This is a genomic window from Actinoplanes teichomyceticus ATCC 31121 (assembly GCF_003711105.1).
Lineage (GTDB): Bacteria > Actinomycetota > Actinomycetes > Mycobacteriales > Micromonosporaceae > Actinoplanes > Actinoplanes teichomyceticus.
The window spans coordinates 7,381,660-7,398,118 of the sequence record NZ_CP023865.1; the positions used below are offsets into that span (position 1 = coordinate 7,381,660).

At 73.9% G+C, this 16,459-nt stretch carries 14 protein-coding genes; 5 read left to right on the forward strand and 9 right to left on the reverse strand.

The features are described 5' to 3' along the window. Positions 1–84: 84 nt before the first annotated feature. On the forward strand, positions 85–882 hold the full coding sequence (gene ddaH / locus ACTEI_RS32375; protein WP_122981112.1) for a dimethylargininase: 798 nt from the start codon (positions 85–87) through the stop codon (positions 880–882). Between the two features lie 177 nt (positions 883–1,059). Next, a complete protein-coding gene (gene rocD / locus ACTEI_RS32380) occupies positions 1,060–2,274 on the forward strand; it encodes an ornithine--oxo-acid transaminase (protein WP_122981113.1) in 1,215 nt (404 codons plus the stop codon). A gap of 67 nt (positions 2,275–2,341) precedes the next feature. Here the strand turns inward: rocD and ACTEI_RS32385 are convergent, their stop codons facing one another. Further along, a complete protein-coding gene (locus tag ACTEI_RS32385; RefSeq protein ID WP_122981114.1) occupies positions 2,342–3,490 on the reverse strand; it encodes an FHA domain-containing protein in 1,149 nt (382 codons plus the stop codon). A gap of 179 nt (positions 3,491–3,669) precedes the next feature. On the opposite strand from ACTEI_RS32385, the gene ACTEI_RS32390 reads away from it, so the two are divergent. Next, a complete protein-coding gene (locus tag ACTEI_RS32390; RefSeq protein WP_122981115.1) occupies positions 3,670–4,467 on the forward strand; it encodes a hypothetical protein in 798 nt (265 codons plus the stop codon). A 2-nt stretch (positions 4,468–4,469) separates the two neighbouring features. On the opposite strand, the gene ACTEI_RS32395 is transcribed toward ACTEI_RS32390, so the two are convergent. Then, complete coding sequence (locus tag ACTEI_RS32395; RefSeq protein WP_122981116.1) at positions 4,470–5,525, reverse strand: 1-acyl-sn-glycerol-3-phosphate acyltransferase; 1,056 nt, start codon at positions 5,523–5,525, stop codon at positions 4,470–4,472. Then, on the reverse strand, positions 5,525–6,379 hold the full coding sequence (locus tag ACTEI_RS32400) for a patatin-like phospholipase family protein (protein ID WP_122981117.1): 855 nt from the start codon (positions 6,377–6,379) through the stop codon (positions 5,525–5,527). Before ACTEI_RS32400 ends, ACTEI_RS32395 begins: the two co-directional genes overlap by 1 nt. Before the next feature lie 75 nt (positions 6,380–6,454). Between ACTEI_RS32400 and ACTEI_RS32405 the strand changes: the two genes are divergently transcribed. Both ACTEI_RS32405 and ACTEI_RS32410 read left to right on the forward strand, forming a co-directional pair. Then, entirely contained in the window at positions 6,455–6,835 is a 381-nt protein-coding gene (locus ACTEI_RS32405) for a MerR family transcriptional regulator (RefSeq protein WP_122981118.1), read from the forward strand. Then, positions 6,817–7,164, forward strand: a complete 348-nt coding sequence (locus ACTEI_RS32410; RefSeq protein WP_122981119.1) for a thioredoxin family protein — start codon at positions 6,817–6,819, stop codon at positions 7,162–7,164. Before ACTEI_RS32405 ends, ACTEI_RS32410 begins: the two co-directional genes overlap by 19 nt. Before the next feature lie 95 nt (positions 7,165–7,259). Here the strand turns inward: ACTEI_RS32410 and ACTEI_RS32415 are convergent, their stop codons facing one another. The 6 genes from ACTEI_RS32415 to ACTEI_RS32440 all read right to left on the reverse strand — a co-directional run bounded on the left by ACTEI_RS32415 (position 7,260) and on the right by ACTEI_RS32440 (position 16,394). Next, the gene (locus ACTEI_RS32415) at positions 7,260–10,436 is read right to left on the reverse strand and encodes a cyclic nucleotide-binding protein (protein WP_122981120.1); all 3,177 of its coding nucleotides are present in this window, start codon (positions 10,434–10,436) and stop codon (positions 7,260–7,262) included. A 222-nt stretch (positions 10,437–10,658) separates the two neighbouring features. Beyond that, entirely contained in the window at positions 10,659–12,245 is a 1,587-nt protein-coding gene (locus ACTEI_RS32420; protein WP_122981121.1) for a S1C family serine protease, read from the reverse strand. A 39-nt stretch (positions 12,246–12,284) separates the two neighbouring features. Then, positions 12,285–13,838, reverse strand: coding sequence for a sensor histidine kinase (locus ACTEI_RS32425; protein WP_122981122.1), 1,554 nt, complete (start codon positions 13,836–13,838; stop codon positions 12,285–12,287). 9 nt (positions 13,839–13,847) lie between these two features. Further along, positions 13,848–14,561 (reverse strand): response regulator transcription factor, encoded by a 714-nt coding sequence (locus tag ACTEI_RS32430; protein ID WP_122981123.1) that lies wholly within the window; start codon positions 14,559–14,561, stop codon positions 13,848–13,850. A gap of 295 nt (positions 14,562–14,856) precedes the next feature. Further along, positions 14,857–15,636, reverse strand: a complete 780-nt coding sequence (locus ACTEI_RS32435) for a lysophospholipid acyltransferase family protein (protein WP_122981124.1) — start codon at positions 15,634–15,636, stop codon at positions 14,857–14,859. Further along, a complete protein-coding gene (locus ACTEI_RS32440; RefSeq protein WP_122981125.1) occupies positions 15,633–16,394 on the reverse strand; it encodes a GNAT family N-acetyltransferase in 762 nt (253 codons plus the stop codon). The genes ACTEI_RS32435 and ACTEI_RS32440 overlap by 4 nt, the downstream gene beginning before the upstream one ends. Positions 16,395–16,459 lie beyond the last annotated feature (65 nt).

The window sequence follows — 16,459 nt, forward strand, 5'->3', positions numbered from 1 at the left end:
GTCGGCCGATCACGCAACGATCCGCCGCCGGACGCATGGTTGAACCAGGGCGTTCGAAGGTCATCCGCCCCTACCGTTTGCTGCATGACCGCCAAGCGCCGCTATCTGATGTGCCGGCCCACCCATTTCGCCGTCACCTACCGGATCAACCCGTGGATGGACCCCACGGCGCCGTACGACAACGCGCTCGCCGTCCGCCAATGGGAGAACCTGCGCCGGGTGTTCCTGGACCTGGGCCACACGGTGGACCTGATCGACCCGCTGCCCGGACTGCCGGACATGGTCTTCGCCGCCAACGGCGGGACGGTCATCGACGGCCGCGCGCTGGGCGTGCAGTTCCGCGATGCCGAGCGGGCCGACGAGGCCCCGGCGTACGCCGCCTGGTTCCAGGACAACGGGTTCGAGGTCGAGCTGCCCAAGCACACCAACGAGGGCGAGGGCGACATCCTGCTCGCCGGTGACCTGCTGCTGGCCGGGACCGGCTTCCGCACCTCGCACGCGTCGCACGCCGAGACCCAGGAGTTCCTGCGCCGGCCGGTGATCACGTTGCAGCTGGTCGACCCGGCGTACTACCACCTGGACACCGCCCTGTGCGTGCTGGACGAGACGAACGTCGCGTACCTGCCGTCGGCGTTCTCCCCGGGCTCGCAGGCCGTCCTCCGGCAGCTCTTCCCGAACGCCGTCATCGCAACGCCCGAGGACGCCGCGGTGCTCGGCCTCAACGCGGTCAGCGACGGCCGCAACGTCGTGCTGCCGGAGCAGGCCGGGAACCTGACCGAGGCGCTGCGTCAGGCCGGCTACCACCCGATCGGGGTCGACGTGTCCGAGCTGCGCAAGGCCGGCGGCGGCCCGAAGTGCTGCACGCTCGAACTCCGGCCGTGAGCGACCGCACCGAGCGGCGCCTCCCCTCGCCCGCGGACAACCTGACAGGCGAGGGCCAGGAGAGCACGGCAAAGAAGGCACAGCCGTGAGCGACCGCACCGAGCGGCGCCTCCCGGCGCCGACAGACGATCTCGCCGGCGCTGCCGGAGAGGGAAGAAAGGCTAGGAAGGCACTGTCATGACCACGGTGGAATTCCGGACGCCGGAGGCGCTGGCCGACGCGGAGCGCTGGACCGCGCACAACTACCACCCGCTGCCGGTCGTCGTCGCCGAGGCCGAGGGCGCCTGGGTGACCGACGTGGACGGCCGCCGCTACCTCGACATGCTGGCCGGTTACTCGGCGCTGAACTTCGGCCACCGGCACCCCGGGCTGATCGCCGCCGCGCACGCCCAGCTGGACCGGCTCACCCTGACCAGTCGCGCGTTCGTGCACGACCAGTTCGCCGCGTTCTGCCGCGGGCTGGCGCAGCTGTGCGGCAAGGACCTGGTGCTGCCGATGAACACCGGCGCCGAGGCGGTGGAGACCGCGATCAAGGTGTCCCGCAAGTGGGGTTACCAGGTCAAGGGCGTACCGGACGGGCAGGCCGAGATCATCGTGGCGGACGGCAACTTCCACGGCCGGACCACCACCATCGTCAGCTTCTCCACCGATCCGGAGGCCCGGGCCGACTTCGGGCCGTACACCCCCGGCTTCGTGGTGGTGCCCTACGGCGACGCCGCGGCGCTGGCCGCCGCGATCACGCCGAACACGGTGGCCGTGCTGCTCGAGCCGATCCAGGGCGAGGGCGGCGTGCTGATCCCGCCGGCCGGCTACCTCGCCCGCGCCCGGGAGCTGTGCACCGAGCACAACGTGCTGCTGGTGGCCGACGAGATCCAGTCCGGTCTGGGCCGGACCGGCCGGACCTTCGCGATCGAGCACGACGGCGTGGTCCCGGACATGTACGTGCTGGGCAAGGCGCTCGGCGGCGGCATCGTGCCGGTCTCCGCGGTCGCCGCGAACCGGGACGTGCTGGGCGTGCTGAAGCCGGGCGAGCACGGCTCCACGTTCGGTGGCAACGCGCTGGCCTGCGCGGTCGGCAGCGCGGTCGTCGACCTGCTGGCGACCGGCGAGTTCCAGGAGCGGTCGGCGCGGCTCGGCGAGCGGCTGCGGGCCGGACTGGAGGCGCTGATCGGCAAGGGCCTGGTCGCGGTCCGCTGCCGTGGGCTGTGGGCCGGGGTGGACATCGACCCGGCGCTGATGACCGGGCGGCAGGCGTGTGAGCGGCTGGCCGAGCGCGGCGTGCTGGCCAAGGACACGCACGGCTCGACGATCCGGCTCGCGCCGCCACTGGTGATCACCGAGGCCGACCTGGACCACGCGGTCGCCCAGCTGGCCGCGGTGCTGGCCGGCTGACCGCACGACGACGAAGGCGCCGCGGCCGGACCCTCGACGGGTCGGCCGCGGCGCCTTCGTCGTGCCGTCAGCGGCCGACCGGGCGGATCGCCATGGTGGGTGCCTCGCCCATCACCGACTGCGGCTGCACCACGCCGCCGCTCGACCAGAGCTTGGCCCGGCCCACGTGCACGCCGGCGTACAGCTCCACGATGTCGTCCGGGGCGAGCACCCGGCTCTCGTCCCGGTGCAGGGTGATCCGCTGCTCGTCGTCGAACGAGCCGCCCGGGCGTACGCCCGTGCCGTTGGTGCTGATGTCCTTCGCGGTGACCTCGCCGGCGCGCAACGCGAACCGGACGTGCCCGCGGCTGATCCACTTCCGGGCGTCCTGGGTGAGCCACTGGCCCAGCATGACCCCGCCGCCACCCTCCGGCGCCCGGCCGACGACCACCGGCTGATCCTCCGAGACGGTGAACCGCTGCCGGATCACGCCGTCGATGCGTACCGAGAAGACCTCGGTGGCCGGGCGCGGACCGGCGTCCCTGAGCCGCTCGCCGTGCCGCGGGCAGGTCGGCACGCCGGCCCGCAGGGCCGGCGGCGGCTGCGCCACCGGGCTGGTGAAGGTACGCATGTCGGCGAACGGGCTGTCCGAGTCGCCCCCGCTGCCGAAGGTGGTGCAGTTGAAGTCCGGGCAGCGCCAGACCCGGGAGAGCAGCCGCTCGCCCAGCGGCGACCGCGGCGCCGGCGGGACCGCCTCACCCCGGCCCACCCGGGCCACCAGCCCCGGGCCGCCCTGCTGCGACACCAGCGCGAGCAGCCGCCCGGGCTCGGCCACCCACGGGCGGCTGGCCCGGAAGCGGTCCTCCCGGTCCCGGGTGAGCACCGGCAGGCCGAGCATCTCGGCCACCTCCAGCACCCGGTCGTCGAGCTGCGGCACCACCTCGACCTTGCCGTCGTCGGCCCAGCGGCGCACCACCATGCGCTCGTTCGAGGTGAGATCGGTGTCGGAGAGGAGACCGCGCGGGGCGATCACGTAGACCGGGACGTTCTCCTCGGCGACGTACCGGCCGAGGGCGTCGACCAGCAGGCCGAGGCGGACCAGGCTCGCCGGCCGGCCGCCGTCGAGGTCGGCGTAGCGCACCACCTCCGACAGATCGACCACGGCCCGCGCCAGCGCCGGGTCGGTGGTGAGCCGGGCCTCGATGGCGTCGAGGACCTTGCTGACCTCGAATCTCACGAGTCCTCCCCCTGTCTGAGCGAGTACGGATTACCTCCGCCTCATCATGCCCGGCCCATGATCTGCGCGGCCAACCGGGCGGACGTCACGCCACGCTTTGCCCGGGGTGTCCGTTTGCCGATTCCTCCGATCGGGCACTGCGCCTATCGACGGGCATGGAACCAGGAGGAAGGACAGTCATGCGCAGACCACGGCTGGCCGGGCTCGGCGTCGCGGCGGCTGCGGCCGCGTTTCTGACCGGCTGCACCGCCGACAGCACGCCCACGACCCCGGCGTCGAGCGTCCCGCCGGTTTCGGCGGCGCCCTCGTCCAGCGCCGACCCGGTGGCGGTCAAGGCGCTCTCGGACGCCGCCGCACAGCTCGGGAACACCAGCTTCAAGATGACGATGACCAGCGGCTCCGCCTTCCAGCTGACCGCGAACATCGACGCGCCGCGGGGCACCGGCAACGCGGAGATGACCGCCAAGGGCGCCAACGCCGCGCTCACCGTCAAGACGCTGCTGTCCGGCCAGGACATTTATGCCCAGATTCCCGGTATCACCCCGGCCGGCACCTGGACGCACCTGGACATGGCGCGGCTGCCGGACGGCGCGAGCATCGGTCTGCGGCCCGGCCAGATCGACCCGGCGAACACCGCGCAGCTGCTGAGCGCCACCACCGACGCGCAGGCCGCCGGGGCGGGGGCCTACGCCGGGACGCTGGACCTGACCAGGGCCGCCGGGGTGGCCGGGATCAACCGGGTCACCGTGGACGGGTACGGCGCGGACGCGCAGCGGGTGCCGTTCGAGGCCACCGTGGACCGGGCGGGCCGGTTGGACACGCTGACCCTGAAACTGCCCGCGGCCGACAACCGCCCGGCCCAGCCGCTGGTGGTCAAGTACAGCGACTACGGCCAGGCGGTGACCGCGCAGCAGCCGCCGAGCGGCCAGGTCACCGAGGCGCCGGACAGCGTCTACCAGGCGCTCGGCGGCAAGTGACCTCAGCCGGCGCCACGGTCGATCCACAGTGGCCGTGGCGCCGGCCGGTTCTCCTCGATCCAGCTGTCGATCCGGGCCCACCAGGCGTACAGCCAGTCGATCCGCTCCTGTTCGCCGGCCGGCACCTCCTCCGGCGGCACGCTCCAGAACCGCATCACCAGGCGTTTGTCCATCGGCAGCTCGCGCCACAGATCCCCGACCGTGATCATGCGGTCCAGGCCGGTGTGCGCCACGAAGATCACCCCTGCGTCCGGGGCGGCGTCGAGCGCCGCGAGCAGGCCGCCCGGTTTCGGCGGCAGCAGGTTGCGCAGCGCCTCGGCCCGGGTCGCCATCTCGTCCAGCCCGCTGGCCCGCAACCGGGCGATCGCCCTGAGCTTGCGCCGCGGGGTGAAGTTACCGCCCTCCGGGAAGATCACGAAGGCGTCGTTGTCGTCCAGCCCGGTGGCCAGTTGGCCGATCTGTTGCTCCAGCGTCGCGGTGCCGGTGTGCCCGGGCGAGATGAAGCGGTTGGGCAGCCGGTTGAGCAGCACGTCCACCGCCGGGTCCCACTGCAGCGCGGCCTTCAGCACGATCCGCGGCTCCCGGGCGAACCAGTTGACCAGCGCGTGGATCAGGGTGAACGAGTCGCCCGGACCGGCGTGCCGGCTCACCACGATCTCCGGCCGGCCCGGCTGCGCGGTGTCCGGGTCGGTGCCGACCACGTCGATCGCCAGGTGCAGCGACCAGCGGGCGAACCAGAACAGCGTCCGCAGGAACCAGCCGGTCACCAGGTAGTGCGCCCGCTGGAACGCCGGGGTGCGGATCCACCGGCCGAAGCCGGCCGCCACCCACAGCACGGCCAGCACGATCAGCGCCGCGGCGTCCCAGACCACGTAGACGATGAGCAGGAACACCAGCCGGGGCACCCGCAGCCGGCCGGGCACCAGCGGTGACACCGCGAGCGCGAGAAGCAGCCAGATCGGCAACGTGGTCAGCAGGGCCGCGGCGAGCAGCACGACGGCGGGGGCGATCAGCAGGCGGCGGATCCACGGCTGCGGCAGACCCGGCGGCACGTCCATCAACGGTCGCCCGGCTCCGGCAGCGGGTGCACGTTCGCCGCCAGGTAGCGGCGCGAGGCGGTGTAGGCCCGGCTGATCCGGCGGCCGACCCGGGCCATGTCCCGGTAGGCCCACGGCGAGTCGTCGCGGCTCTCCCCGCCGCCGCTGGGCAGGACATGCACGCGTACGCCCGCGGGCAGCGACGCCATCTCCCGGGCGAACCGGTGCCGCCGGGCGATCTCGAACGCCACCTGTGCCACCTCCCACGGCCGTCTGGGCACGCTGAGCTGCCGTTCCACCCGGCCGACCTGGAGCACGAAGATGAGCCGCGCGCCGAGCCGGACCGCTTCACTGATCGGGATCGAGTTTACGATCCCACCGTCCACATAGTGCTCCCCGTCGATCGCCATCGGCGGCAGCAGCCCGGGCACCGCCGACGAGGCGAGCACCGCGTCGACCAGCGGCCCGCTGTCGAACCAGTGCTCGGCGGCCCGCTCGATGCTGGCCGCGCAGCAGTGGAACGGCACCTTCAGGTCGGCGAAGGTGGCGTTCCCGCCCAGCTCGCCCGCCAGCAGCCGGCGCAGCGGCAGCGGTGAGTGCAGGTGGGTGCGCGCGGCGAAGCGGCGCAGCTGACGGCCGATCGAGTCGCCGTAGACCGCTGCCGCCTCGGGCGACGCCCAGAGCCGGACCAGCCGGTCGGTGACCGCCTCACCGGGCTCGGCGGCGACCAGCGCGCCGTTGACCGCCCCGATCGACGTGCCGACCACCACGTCCGGCCGGAAGCCGGCCCGGAACAGCGCGCGCAGCATGCCCACCTCGACCGCGCCCAGCACACCACCGCCACCGAGCACGAACGCCACCGGACCGCCGATCATGCTTCCATCGTTCCACGTGCTTGCCTTGACGCCGGTGTCAAGCCGTAGCGTCGGCGGCGTACGAGGGAGGATCGGATGCTGATCGGGGAGCTCGCCGAGCGAGCCGGAACCAGCCCGCGCACACTGCGCTACTACGAGGCGCACGGCCTGGTGCGGGCCGGCCGGGACGCCAACGGCTACCGCCAGTACGACGACGCCGAGCTGCGCGTGGTGCACGAGATCCGCACGCTGCTGGCGTCCGGCTTCGGCCTGGACGACATCCGGCCCTTCGTCGCCTGCCTGCGGGCCGGCAACAGCGCCGGTCACGTGTGTCCGGACTCGGTCGCGGTGCTCCGCCGCAAGATCGCCGAGGTGGACGACTACCTCGGCCAGCTCACCGACGTCCGGCGACGGCTGCACGACCAGCTCACCCACGCCATCGAGCACCGGGAGACACGATGCCGGACGACACCCTGATCACGATCACCGACGCCACGTTCGACGAGCTGGTGCTGCGTGCCCGGCAACCGGTCGTGGTGGACTTCTGGGCCACGTGGTGCCCGCCCTGCGGCCCGATGACCCGGGTCCTCGGCGAACTGGCCGGCGAGTTTCGCGGGCAGCTGCTGATCGGCACGCTGGACGCGGACGAGAACCCGGTCACCACCCGGAACCACCGCGTGCTCGCGATGCCGACGCTGCTGTTCTTCCGCGACGGGGTGGTCACCTCGTCGGTCGTCGGGGCGCGGCCGAAATCGGTGCTGCGGGCGGCGCTGCGCAGCGCGGTCACGCCGTACGTCAATTCCTAGGCCGGCGGCCCCGCCTTCGGGCACCGCGAGCGGCCGCGGACGACGGGCGCCGCACTGTACGGCGTCCCGCACCGGCACCGCGGCCCTTGCGGTGGTCAGCTCGAACCCGGCGTGCCCTCCTCGCCCCCGGCCGGTGTGGTGGTCGGCGCGGTCGTCGGCGGGGTGGTCTCCGCCGGCGGAGTCGTCGTCGTGGACGTCGGGGCCGGCGTGGTCCCGGCCGGCTTGCTGGTCGTCCTGGTCTTCGTCGGTTTCGTGGTCGGGCGGGTGGTCACCGTCGTCGGGCCGTCGTCCGGCGTCGTGATCCGGGTCGGCGTCCGCGTGGCGGCCGGCTCGGTCGGGTCCGGGCTGTCGCTGGGCGCGGCGCTGCTCGGGCCGGCGCTCACGCTGGGCGTGCCGGTGGGGGCCGGCGTCGTGGGCTCCTCGGTGGGGAACGGCTGCTCGGTCGGCTGGTCCCCCTCGGTGGCCGCCGGTTGCGGCACCGTGACCCCGTCGCCGCAGGTCAGGTCGCCGCCGACGGGGGCGCCGTCGACGCCACCGGCGGAGACCGAGCCGTTGGCCACGGTCACCGCGGCGGCATCCACCGCGTACCAGGCACTGCCCCGGTTGGTCACGTCGCCCTGGGCCCGCGCCACGGTCAGCTCCAACGGCCGGTACGCCGCGCTCGTGCCGGCCGTGCCGGCCAGCAGCCGCCCGTTGTCCAGGGTCAGCCGGCCGGACGGGGCGGCCTGCCGCCCGCTCGTGACCGACGCCGAGTTCAGGGTGACCCGCGCCCCCGGGCACAGCAGCACCGCGCCGCCGCCCGGGAAGGTCAGCCGGGCCCGGCCCGTGCCGGTCGTCTCCAGCTGGGCGCCGGCGCCCAGGTAGCGCCGCTGCCCGGCGCGCACCGTCCACCGGTCGCCGCCGTCGTGCGCGATGGCCTGCCCCCGGTCCACGGTCAGCAGCGCCCGCTCGGCCGGCATCTCGGCCCACGCCGGGCCGGCGCCGAGGCCCAGGGCCCCCGCGCCGAGCGCCAGGACCAGCAGCACCCCGGCGAACGCCCACATCCGTTTCTCGAAGTGCCGGTCCACGTCGAACTCGTCGCTGCGCTCCGGCGGCGGGCCGGGCGGCACCGCCAGCGGCGGGTGCGCCGCGCCGGGCCGCACCGCGAGCGGAGCGCCGGGCCGCAGGCTCGGCATCGGCGCGCCGGGACGGGCCGGCAGACCGATCAGCGGCGGCAGGTCGGACGCGTCCGGGATGATCCACAGCCGGACCGGGGTACGGGTCTGCGCCACCATGCCCGGGGTGCCGTCGCCGACCGGGCCGACCAGGGTGCCGCGCCGCAGCTCGATGCCGTCCGGCATGGCGATCACACCGGACTCCACCACGACCGCGTGGGTCGGCCCGTGCAGGACCACCGGGGCGCCCGGCTCCAGGTCCACCGGGTGCGCCGCGGCGATCAGCGCGAGCTGCTGGTCCTCCTCCAGGCCGGCCAGCGCCGGGGTGTCGGCGAACAACGCCTCGGCCTCGGCCCGCTCCGCCGGGGGCGGACCGGGCAGCGGGCCGACCACGGTGGCCACCGTCGAGGTGGGCACGGCCAGCAGGGTCGCGCCGGCGGCGGCGTGCCAGTCCAGGGCGGCGCCGCGGCCGGTGAGCGCGGCGGCCAGGCCGACCACGCTGCCCGGGCCGGCGTGGTGGCGGATGGTGCCGCCCGGGTCGCCGGGACGGCGGCCGTGCAGGGCGCCCTCGACCACCACCAGCACCGCGGGCTGATCCGTTCCGGCCAGGACCAGCTGGCGGCCGGTCGGCGGGCGCTCCCAGCGGGCCCGGGCGGCCAGCGACTGCAGCGCCGGCTCCGGCAGGCCGCCCAGGTCACAGGCATGCAGCGCGGCCAGCCGGCGGGGCATGTCGGCCTCCTGGTCACGCTCGGCGGCGCGCTGCCGCCACCGGCGCCAGCCCCGGCCGATCCGACCGAGCAGGAAGTAGAGCGGCGGAGCGGTCAGCCCGAGCAGCATCACGGCGAGCAGCAGACGGGCGGCGACGCCCTCGTACCACAGGCCGAGGACGAGACCGTGCACCCGGTCGGTCCACAGGCGAAGGCCCAGCGCGACGGCGGTGGCCAGCCAGAAGACGGCGAGCAGGCCGTACAGCGCGATCAGCCGGCCCTCGCGGTCCAGCGCCGACCAGCGCGTACCGCGCCGGCGCAGCCGGCCGCCCAGCCAGGCCAGCGCCCGCGAGCGCAGGTCGGGGATCTCCAGCCAGTCCATCAGCAGGTACTGCCCGTCCAGCGGCAGCAGCGGGCTGAGATTGAAGAACGTGTGCAGGTAGAGCAGGAACGCCAGCTTGAACGCGAGGCCGCCGGCCGCCGGGACGGCCAGCCCGATCAGCTGCGCCAGCCCGGCCAGCGCCAGCCCGGTGACCGGACCGGCCGCGGTGACCGCGATCCGGGCGCGCCGGCCGGCCATCCACACGTCACTGGTGTCGACGACGACGGTGGGCAGCCCGAAGTGCAGCATCAGCCCGGCGGCCGGCACCTCGCGGCCGACCCGTTTGGCGGCGAGCGCGTGCCCCAGCTCGTGCAGGCCGAGGGCGAGCAGGTTGAGCAGCAGCAGGCTGATCGCACCGAGCAGATACGAGTCGGCGGTCAGGAACAGCGCGTGCCCGCCGCGCTGCCAGGTGGTCACGAACAGCACCCCGCCGGCCAGCGCGAGCAGGATGCCCAGCCAGACCGCGGGCCGGGTGAACAGCAGCCGGCCCACGCTGTTGTAGAGGCCGGTGAGCGCGCCGTCGACGTTCACCGTGAGCATCCGGCGGCCGCGCGCGGCGGCCAGCAGCGAGCCACCGACCCGTTGCGGCAGCGGCTCCGTCTCGCGCAGCGGGCGGAACGCGTCGGCCGGCAGTTCCTCCAGCATCCGGTTGCCGGCCAGGTCGGCGACCACCCGGCGGACCTGGTCCGGGGCGAGGCGGCCGGCGATCCGGGCGAACTCGGCGACCAGCCGGGCCACCGTGCTGCCACCGTCCATCATCAGGGCGAGCTGGTACTCCTCCGGGGTGAGCCGCAGGTAGCAGCTGCGGCCGCCGTCCTCGGGCGAGCGGAGCATCACGTACCGGCCGCCACGGACCGTGGTGCGGTGCCGGACCTCGATGCCGCCGCGCAGCTCGGGGCGGGCGCGGCCGGGGTTGAGGCGGTCGGCGACGGCGTGCCAGAGACCGGAGTCGGCGGGCCCGGACGGATCCTGCGGGGCCCGGCCGGCCAGGACTTCCCAGACATTGGTCCGGTTCTCGACGTACGTCAACTCGCTGGGCCTCTCACTCCGCCGAAGCGAAACCGAGCCGACGGCGAGGCTCCGCCGATGGCGAAAGGAGATTAGGCGGTCGCCTGGCCGAACGCGAGTCCCCCACGTCGAAAACTTGCTGTTGTTCGGGAAAAGTCCTCAATCGCGGCATAGATAGGAATACGGCGGGTGACGCGCCCACCCCCTGGCCGCGTCACCCGCCGTGGTGGCGGCAGTCGACGTCTACTGCGACTCCGCAAGCGTGACGGTGACCGCCTTCTCGGCGCCGTTGCGGGTGAAGGTGATGTCCATCTTCTGGCCGACGGTACCGGCCTGGACCACGGCCACCAGGTCGTCGGACTCACCGATGTCCTTGCCGTCGACCTTGGTGATCACGTCGCCCTTCTGCAGCCCGGCCTTGGCCGCGGCGCTGTTGGACACCACCTGGCTGATCAGCGCGCCGCCGTTCTCCGCGGTGGTCACGCTGACGCCGAGCGCCGGGTGGCTCACCTTCTTGCCGGACATCAGGGCCTCGGCCACGCTCTTCGCCTTGTTGCTCGGGATGGCGAAGCCCAGGCCGATGTTGCCGGAACCGGAGCCGGAGGTGGCGATCGCCGAGTTGATGCCGATCACCTCGCCGTTGGTGTTGACCAGCGCGCCGCCGGAGTTGCCCGGGTTGATCGGGGCGTCGGTCTGCAGCAGGCCGGTCATCGTCGTGCGGCCGCCGGACTGCTGCTGGGACTGGCCGAACGGGTCCTGGCCCTGCTGCTCGTCCTCGCTGCTGGACTCGATGCTGCGGTCCTTGGCGCTGATGATGCCGGCGGTCACCGAGCCCTCCAGGCCCAGCGGGCTGCCCAGCGCCAGCACCGTGTCGCCGACCTGCATCTGCGAGCTGTCGCCGAAGGTGGCCGGTTTCAGGTCGGCGATCCCGGAGGCCTTGACCACGGCCAGGTCGGTCCGCGGGTCGGTGCCCACGATGGTGGCGGTGGCCTTCTTGCCGTCCGCGAAGATGATGTTCACCGATGTGCCGGAAGCGCTCGCCACCACGTGGTTGTTCGTGACGATGTAGCCGTCGGCGGTCAGCACCACGCCGGAGCCCTCCCCGGGGCCCGTGGTGATCGAGACGACGCTGTCCTGCACCGCGGCGGCGATCTGCGCCAGCGACGAGCGGTCCACCACGCGGGTGACCGACGAGTTGCCGGCCTTGACCGTGGTGGGCGCGGCGTCGTCGTGCAGCGCCAGTGCGGTGGCGGCGCCGACCCCGCCCGAGAGGAGCGCGATAAGCACGGCCGCCGCGCCGGCCATCACGATCTTGCGGCTACGGCCGGGACGGGACGGCTCGGACCCGACCGGCGTGGCCCAGATCGGCGGGGGCGGGTTGGTGCCGCCACCCTCGGCCGGGGGCGCGCTGTGCGGCCAGGCGGCGGTGGCCTGGTAGCCGGGCGGGGCGTACGGCCCGTAGGCGGGCTGCTGGCCGTAACCCGGGTAGCCCCCGCCGTGCGGCTGACCGGAGGCGGGCGCCACCGAGACCGGCGTCTGCTGCTGCCACGGCGACGGGGGCGCGTGCGGGGGCTGCGGCGCGGCCGGCTGGGCCGAGGGCGGGACGCCGGGCTGGGCCCACGGATTGGGCCCGTGCGGCGCGGAGGGCTGTCCGCCGTGCAGCGGCTGCGTGGGGTGCGCGCCCGAGGAGGGGGCCGCGGACTGATGAGCGATGGACTGCGGGGCAACCGGCGGCTGCGCGGCGGTCGGCTGCTCAGACTCCACCCGCTCCGTGCTGCTGTGCTCAGCGCCGGCGTCCGCGGGCCGCGGGTTGGTCTCGTTCTCGTTCATAGTGGTTACTCTGCCCCGTGCGACTCGTACCGAACTGTGCTAGTCCTGGATGTTTTCTGTGAACGCTTTATCCACATTCATGGTTGGCAGGGTGACGCGGAACGTGGCGCCCTGACCGGGCTCGCTCAGCACGTCGACGGTGCCGTTGTGGGACCGTACGATGGCGGCCACGATGGCCAGCCCGAGGCCGGTCCCGGTGGCCTCGCGGTCGGTGTTCCTGGTCCGCGCACCGTCCACACGGTAGAACCGCTCGAAGACGTGCGCCTGCTGTTCCGCGGTCAGACCGGGGCCGGTGTCGGTCACCTCCAGCACCGCGTGGTCGTCGCCGGAGGCGTAGACCCGCAGCGTCACGGTCGCCTCGGCCGGGGTGTGCACCAGCGCGTTGGTCATCAGGTTGCCGATCACCTGGCGCAGCCGGGCGTCGTCGCCGTGCGCCACCAGCCGCCCGTGCTCGTCGCGCACGTCCAGCTCGATGGTCCGGTCCGGCGCGGTCGCCCGGGCCGCCTGCACGGCGTCCATGGCCAGCACCGGCAGCTCCACCGGCGCCAGGTTCAGCGGCCGCTCCCGGTCCAGCCGGGCGAGCAGCAGCAGGTCCTCGACGAGCAGGCCCATCCGGGCGGCCTCGTCCTCGATCCGCCGGACCAGCCGGGCCACCGCCTCCGGGTCGGAGACCGCGCCCTGGCGGTACAGCTCGGCGAAGCCGCGGATGGTGGTCAGCGGGGTGCGCAGCTCGTGCGAGGCGTCCGCGACGAACTGCCGCATCTTCTCCTCCGAGCGCACCGCCCGGCCCTCGGAGATCTGGGCCGCCTCGGCCGCCTCCATGGCGCGCTGCTCGGACGCGGCCCGGGCGTGGAAGGCCGCCTCGATCTGGGTCAGCATCGCGTTCAGCGCGGTGGAGAGCCGGCCCAGCTCGGTGGTCGGCTCGCCGCCGTCCACCTCCGGGTCGGGCACCCGCTGGCTGTAGTCGCCGGCGGCGATCCGCCCGGCGGTCCGCTCGATCTGCAGCAGCGGGATCAGGCTCTGCCGGACCAGCGCCGCGCCGACGATCGCCAGGGCCAGCAGCACCCCGACGCCGACCAGCACGTCCACCCAGATCAGCCGGGCGATCACCGCGTCCACGCCGGTCATCCGCTGCCCGACGTGCACCACCGAGCCGCCGGGGGTGTACTTGACCAGCACCCGCCACATGTACTTGCCGTTCACCGAGCGCACCGTGTACGGCCGGTTCACATGCTTCCCGACCGCTTCCGTGCCGGTCACCAGCGGCGGCAGGTCGGCCACCGACATGGTGCTGCCGGGCACCGGCGGGCCGACCCCGTTGACCGAGGTGTACGCGATCATCCAGTCGATCGGCATGTAGACCCGGAAGTCGACCTCGGCCAGCTGGCCCAGGTCGTCGTAGACCACCTGCAGCTGGTCGTCCAGTCGGTTCACCATGTAGGTGTGCAGCGCGATGGTGCTGGCCGAGCTGATCAGGGTCAGCGCGGCGAACACCAGCACCAGCACCGAGGCGACCAACTTGGTGCGGAGCGAGATCTTGCGCAGGCTCGCCTGCTGCGGGAGGGAGACCCGGACCCGCTCGGTGAGTGACATCGCGTCGACCTAGACGGCTGGCTTGCGCAGCACGTAACCCACCCCGCGGAGGGTGTGGATCAGGCGCGGCTGCACGTTGTCCACCTTTCGCCGCAGATAGGAGATGTACGACTCGACGATGTTGTCGTCCCCCCGGAAGTCGTACTTCCACACGTGGTCCAGGATCTGCGCCTTGGAGAGCACCCGGTTGGCGTTGAGCATGAGGTAGCGCAGGAGCTTGAACTCGGTGGGCGACAGCTGCACCCGGCTGCCGGCCCGGTAGACCTCGTGGGTCTCCTCGTCGAGCTCCAGATCGGCGAAGACCAGCCGGGACGGCTGCTCCTCGCCGGCCGTGGTGCGGCGCAGCACGGCCCGGATCCGGGCGGTGAGCTCCTCCAGGCTGAACGGCTTGGTGACGTAGTCGTCGCCGCCCAGGGTGAGGCCGCGGATCTTGTCGTCGGTGCCGTCGCGGGCGGTCAGGAACACCACGGGGGTGCGCTGCCCGCCCTCGCGCATCAGCCGGATCACCTCGAAGCCGTCGAGGTCGGGGAGCATCACGTCGAGCACGACCAGGTCGGGCGCCGCGCTGCGAGCCGCGCTGACGGCGGCGCTGCCGCTGGTCGCGGTGGTGACGTCGAACCCGGCGAAGCGCAGACTGGCGGAGAGCAACTCGAGGATGTTCGCGTCGTCCTCGACGACGAGAAGCTTCGCCTCACTCTGCTTGGGCTGGGTCTGAGCGGCCATGCGGCCATTCTTTCTCCAGCCCCTGCACCTCTGCTGCGGGCTTGCTGAAAATAATCTGTGAGACGTACCCGGAATCCGCTGTCCGCGCGGAGCGCGCCGCGCCCGGCCTCTCCGCGCCGCGCCCGGCCTCTCCGCGCCGCGCCGCGCCTCTCCGCGCCGCGCCGCGCCTCTCCGCGCCGCCCGGCCTCTCCGCGCCGCGCCCGGCCTATCCGCGCCGGGTCGCGCAGCCCGGGCGCGCCCGGCGTCCGGCGTCAGGCGGCCAGCCGGTAGCCGTGCCCGGCCATGCCGCCCGGCGTCAGGCGGCCAGCCGGTAGCCGTGCCCGGCCATGCTGCGCTGCGCCGCCCGGGCCAGCGCGCGCCGGTCCGCGCCCGGCATCGGCCGCAGCGCCGGGGCGGTGGTCACGGTGATCGTGGTCCGGCGGGTGCGCGCCACCCGGACCAGCGAGCCGGCCAGGGTGTCGTCGCCGATGAACGCCGCCTGCGTGGTGTCGTACCGGATGGCGACCGGCGCCACCGGGGCGCCCGCGTCGATCGCCGCCTGGAACAGCGCGGGCCGGAACGCCCCGTGCTCGGCGCCGCAGTAGGTGGTGCCCTCCGGGAAGACCGCGACCGACCGCCCGGCCCGCAGCGCGGCGGCCACCTCGCCGACCGTCGCGGGCAGCGTCCGGGGCCGGCCGCGATCGATGAAGATCGTGCCGCTGCGGCGGGCCGCGGCGCCCACCGCGGGCCAGGCCCGCACGTCGTGCTTGGCCACCAGGTGCACCGGCGAGATCGCCAGCAGCGCCAGGACGTCCAGCCACGAGACGTGGTTGGCCACCAGCAGGCTGCCCGCGCGGGGCGCCGGGCCGCGGTGCGCCACCCGCACCCCGAGCACCGCGAGCAGGGCGCGGGCCAGGGTCCGCGCCGCGGCGCCGCGCAGCAGCACCGCCAGCGGCAGACCGATCGCCAGTACGACGATCAGCCCGGCCAGCCGCAACCCCACGGTCCCCGCCGGGGCGTGCCGCGCGTCGCCCGGCCGGCAGCGGTCCCCGCAGGCCGAGGCGGGCTGCCACAGCGGGGTGACGGCGGCGCTCACCGGGTCGCGCCCAGGAAGTGCCGCCGGTACCGCGGGTCCAGGCGGTCCATCGAGAACAGCACGTAGAAGTCGGCGCAGGCGAAGGCCGGGTCGAAGGCCGGCTCGCCGCACACCCAGCTGCCCAGCCGCAGGTAGCCCCGCAGCAGCGGGGGCACCGCCACCTTCGGGTCGGCGACCAGGCCGGCCGGCGGGGTCCACGGGGTGCGCGGGCGGACCCGCAGCGCCGGCGGGGCCAGGTGACCGGCGTTGATCCGCGCCCGGACACCGGCCGCGGTGACCCCGCCGTCGGCCAGCGGCACCGAGGCGCAGCCGCCCAGCCAGCGCAGGTTGTTCAGATGCAGGTAGCGGGCGATGCCGGCCCACATCAGGTTGACCACGGCGCCGGAGCGGTGGTCCGGGTGCACGCAGGAGCGGCCGATCTCCACCAGCTGGTCGCGCAGCGGGCGCAGGGCGCTCAGGTCGAACTCGGTGTCGGCGTACCGCCGGCCGGCCAGTTCGGCGGCGCGCGGCGGGAGCATCCGGTAGGTGCCGACCACGTCACCGGTCGCGTCGTCGCGCACGATGAGGTGGTCGCAGTAGGCGTCGAACTCGTCGGCGTCCAGGCCCTCGGCCGTGGCCGGGAGGGTCGCTCCGAGCTCGCCGGCGAAGACGTCGTGGCGCAGTCGCTGCGCGGCCGCCACCTGCGCGGCGTCGTCCGCGATGAGAAGCGTGTAGCCGCTGGTCCCGGTGGTTGCAGCAGCGGTCATCAGAACTGCCATGTGACCTGTGTAAGCGCGACAGCTGCCGATGGCGTGTCGCGCCAGGTGGCGATGTGTGACCGCTG

What these genes read in the sequence shown, in the direction of transcription:
- ddaH (WP_122981112.1), top strand. Translation starts at nt 85, where the DNA reads ATGACCGCCAAGCGCCGCTATCTGATGTGCCGGCCCACCCATTTCGCC.
- rocD (WP_122981113.1), top strand. Translation starts at nt 1,060, where the DNA reads ATGACCACGGTGGAATTCCGGACGCCGGAGGCGCTGGCCGACGCGGAG.
- ACTEI_RS32390 (WP_122981115.1), top strand. Translation starts at nt 3,670, where the DNA reads ATGCGCAGACCACGGCTGGCCGGGCTCGGCGTCGCGGCGGCTGCGGCC.
- ACTEI_RS32395 (WP_122981116.1), bottom strand. Translation starts at nt 5,525, where the DNA reads ATGGACGTGCCGCCGGGTCTGCCGCAGCCGTGGATCCGCCGCCTGCTG.
- ACTEI_RS32400 (WP_122981117.1), bottom strand. Translation starts at nt 6,379, where the DNA reads ATGATCGGCGGTCCGGTGGCGTTCGTGCTCGGTGGCGGTGGTGTGCTG.
- ACTEI_RS32405 (WP_122981118.1), top strand. Translation starts at nt 6,455, where the DNA reads ATGCTGATCGGGGAGCTCGCCGAGCGAGCCGGAACCAGCCCGCGCACA.
- ACTEI_RS32410 (WP_122981119.1), top strand. Translation starts at nt 6,817, where the DNA reads ATGCCGGACGACACCCTGATCACGATCACCGACGCCACGTTCGACGAG.
- ACTEI_RS32420 (WP_122981121.1), bottom strand. Translation starts at nt 12,245, where the DNA reads ATGAACGAGAACGAGACCAACCCGCGGCCCGCGGACGCCGGCGCTGAG.
- ACTEI_RS32425 (WP_122981122.1), bottom strand. Translation starts at nt 13,838, where the DNA reads ATGTCACTCACCGAGCGGGTCCGGGTCTCCCTCCCGCAGCAGGCGAGC.
- ACTEI_RS32430 (WP_122981123.1), bottom strand. Translation starts at nt 14,561, where the DNA reads ATGGCCGCTCAGACCCAGCCCAAGCAGAGTGAGGCGAAGCTTCTCGTC.
- ACTEI_RS32440 (WP_122981125.1), bottom strand. Translation starts at nt 16,394, where the DNA reads ATGGCAGTTCTGATGACCGCTGCTGCAACCACCGGGACCAGCGGCTAC.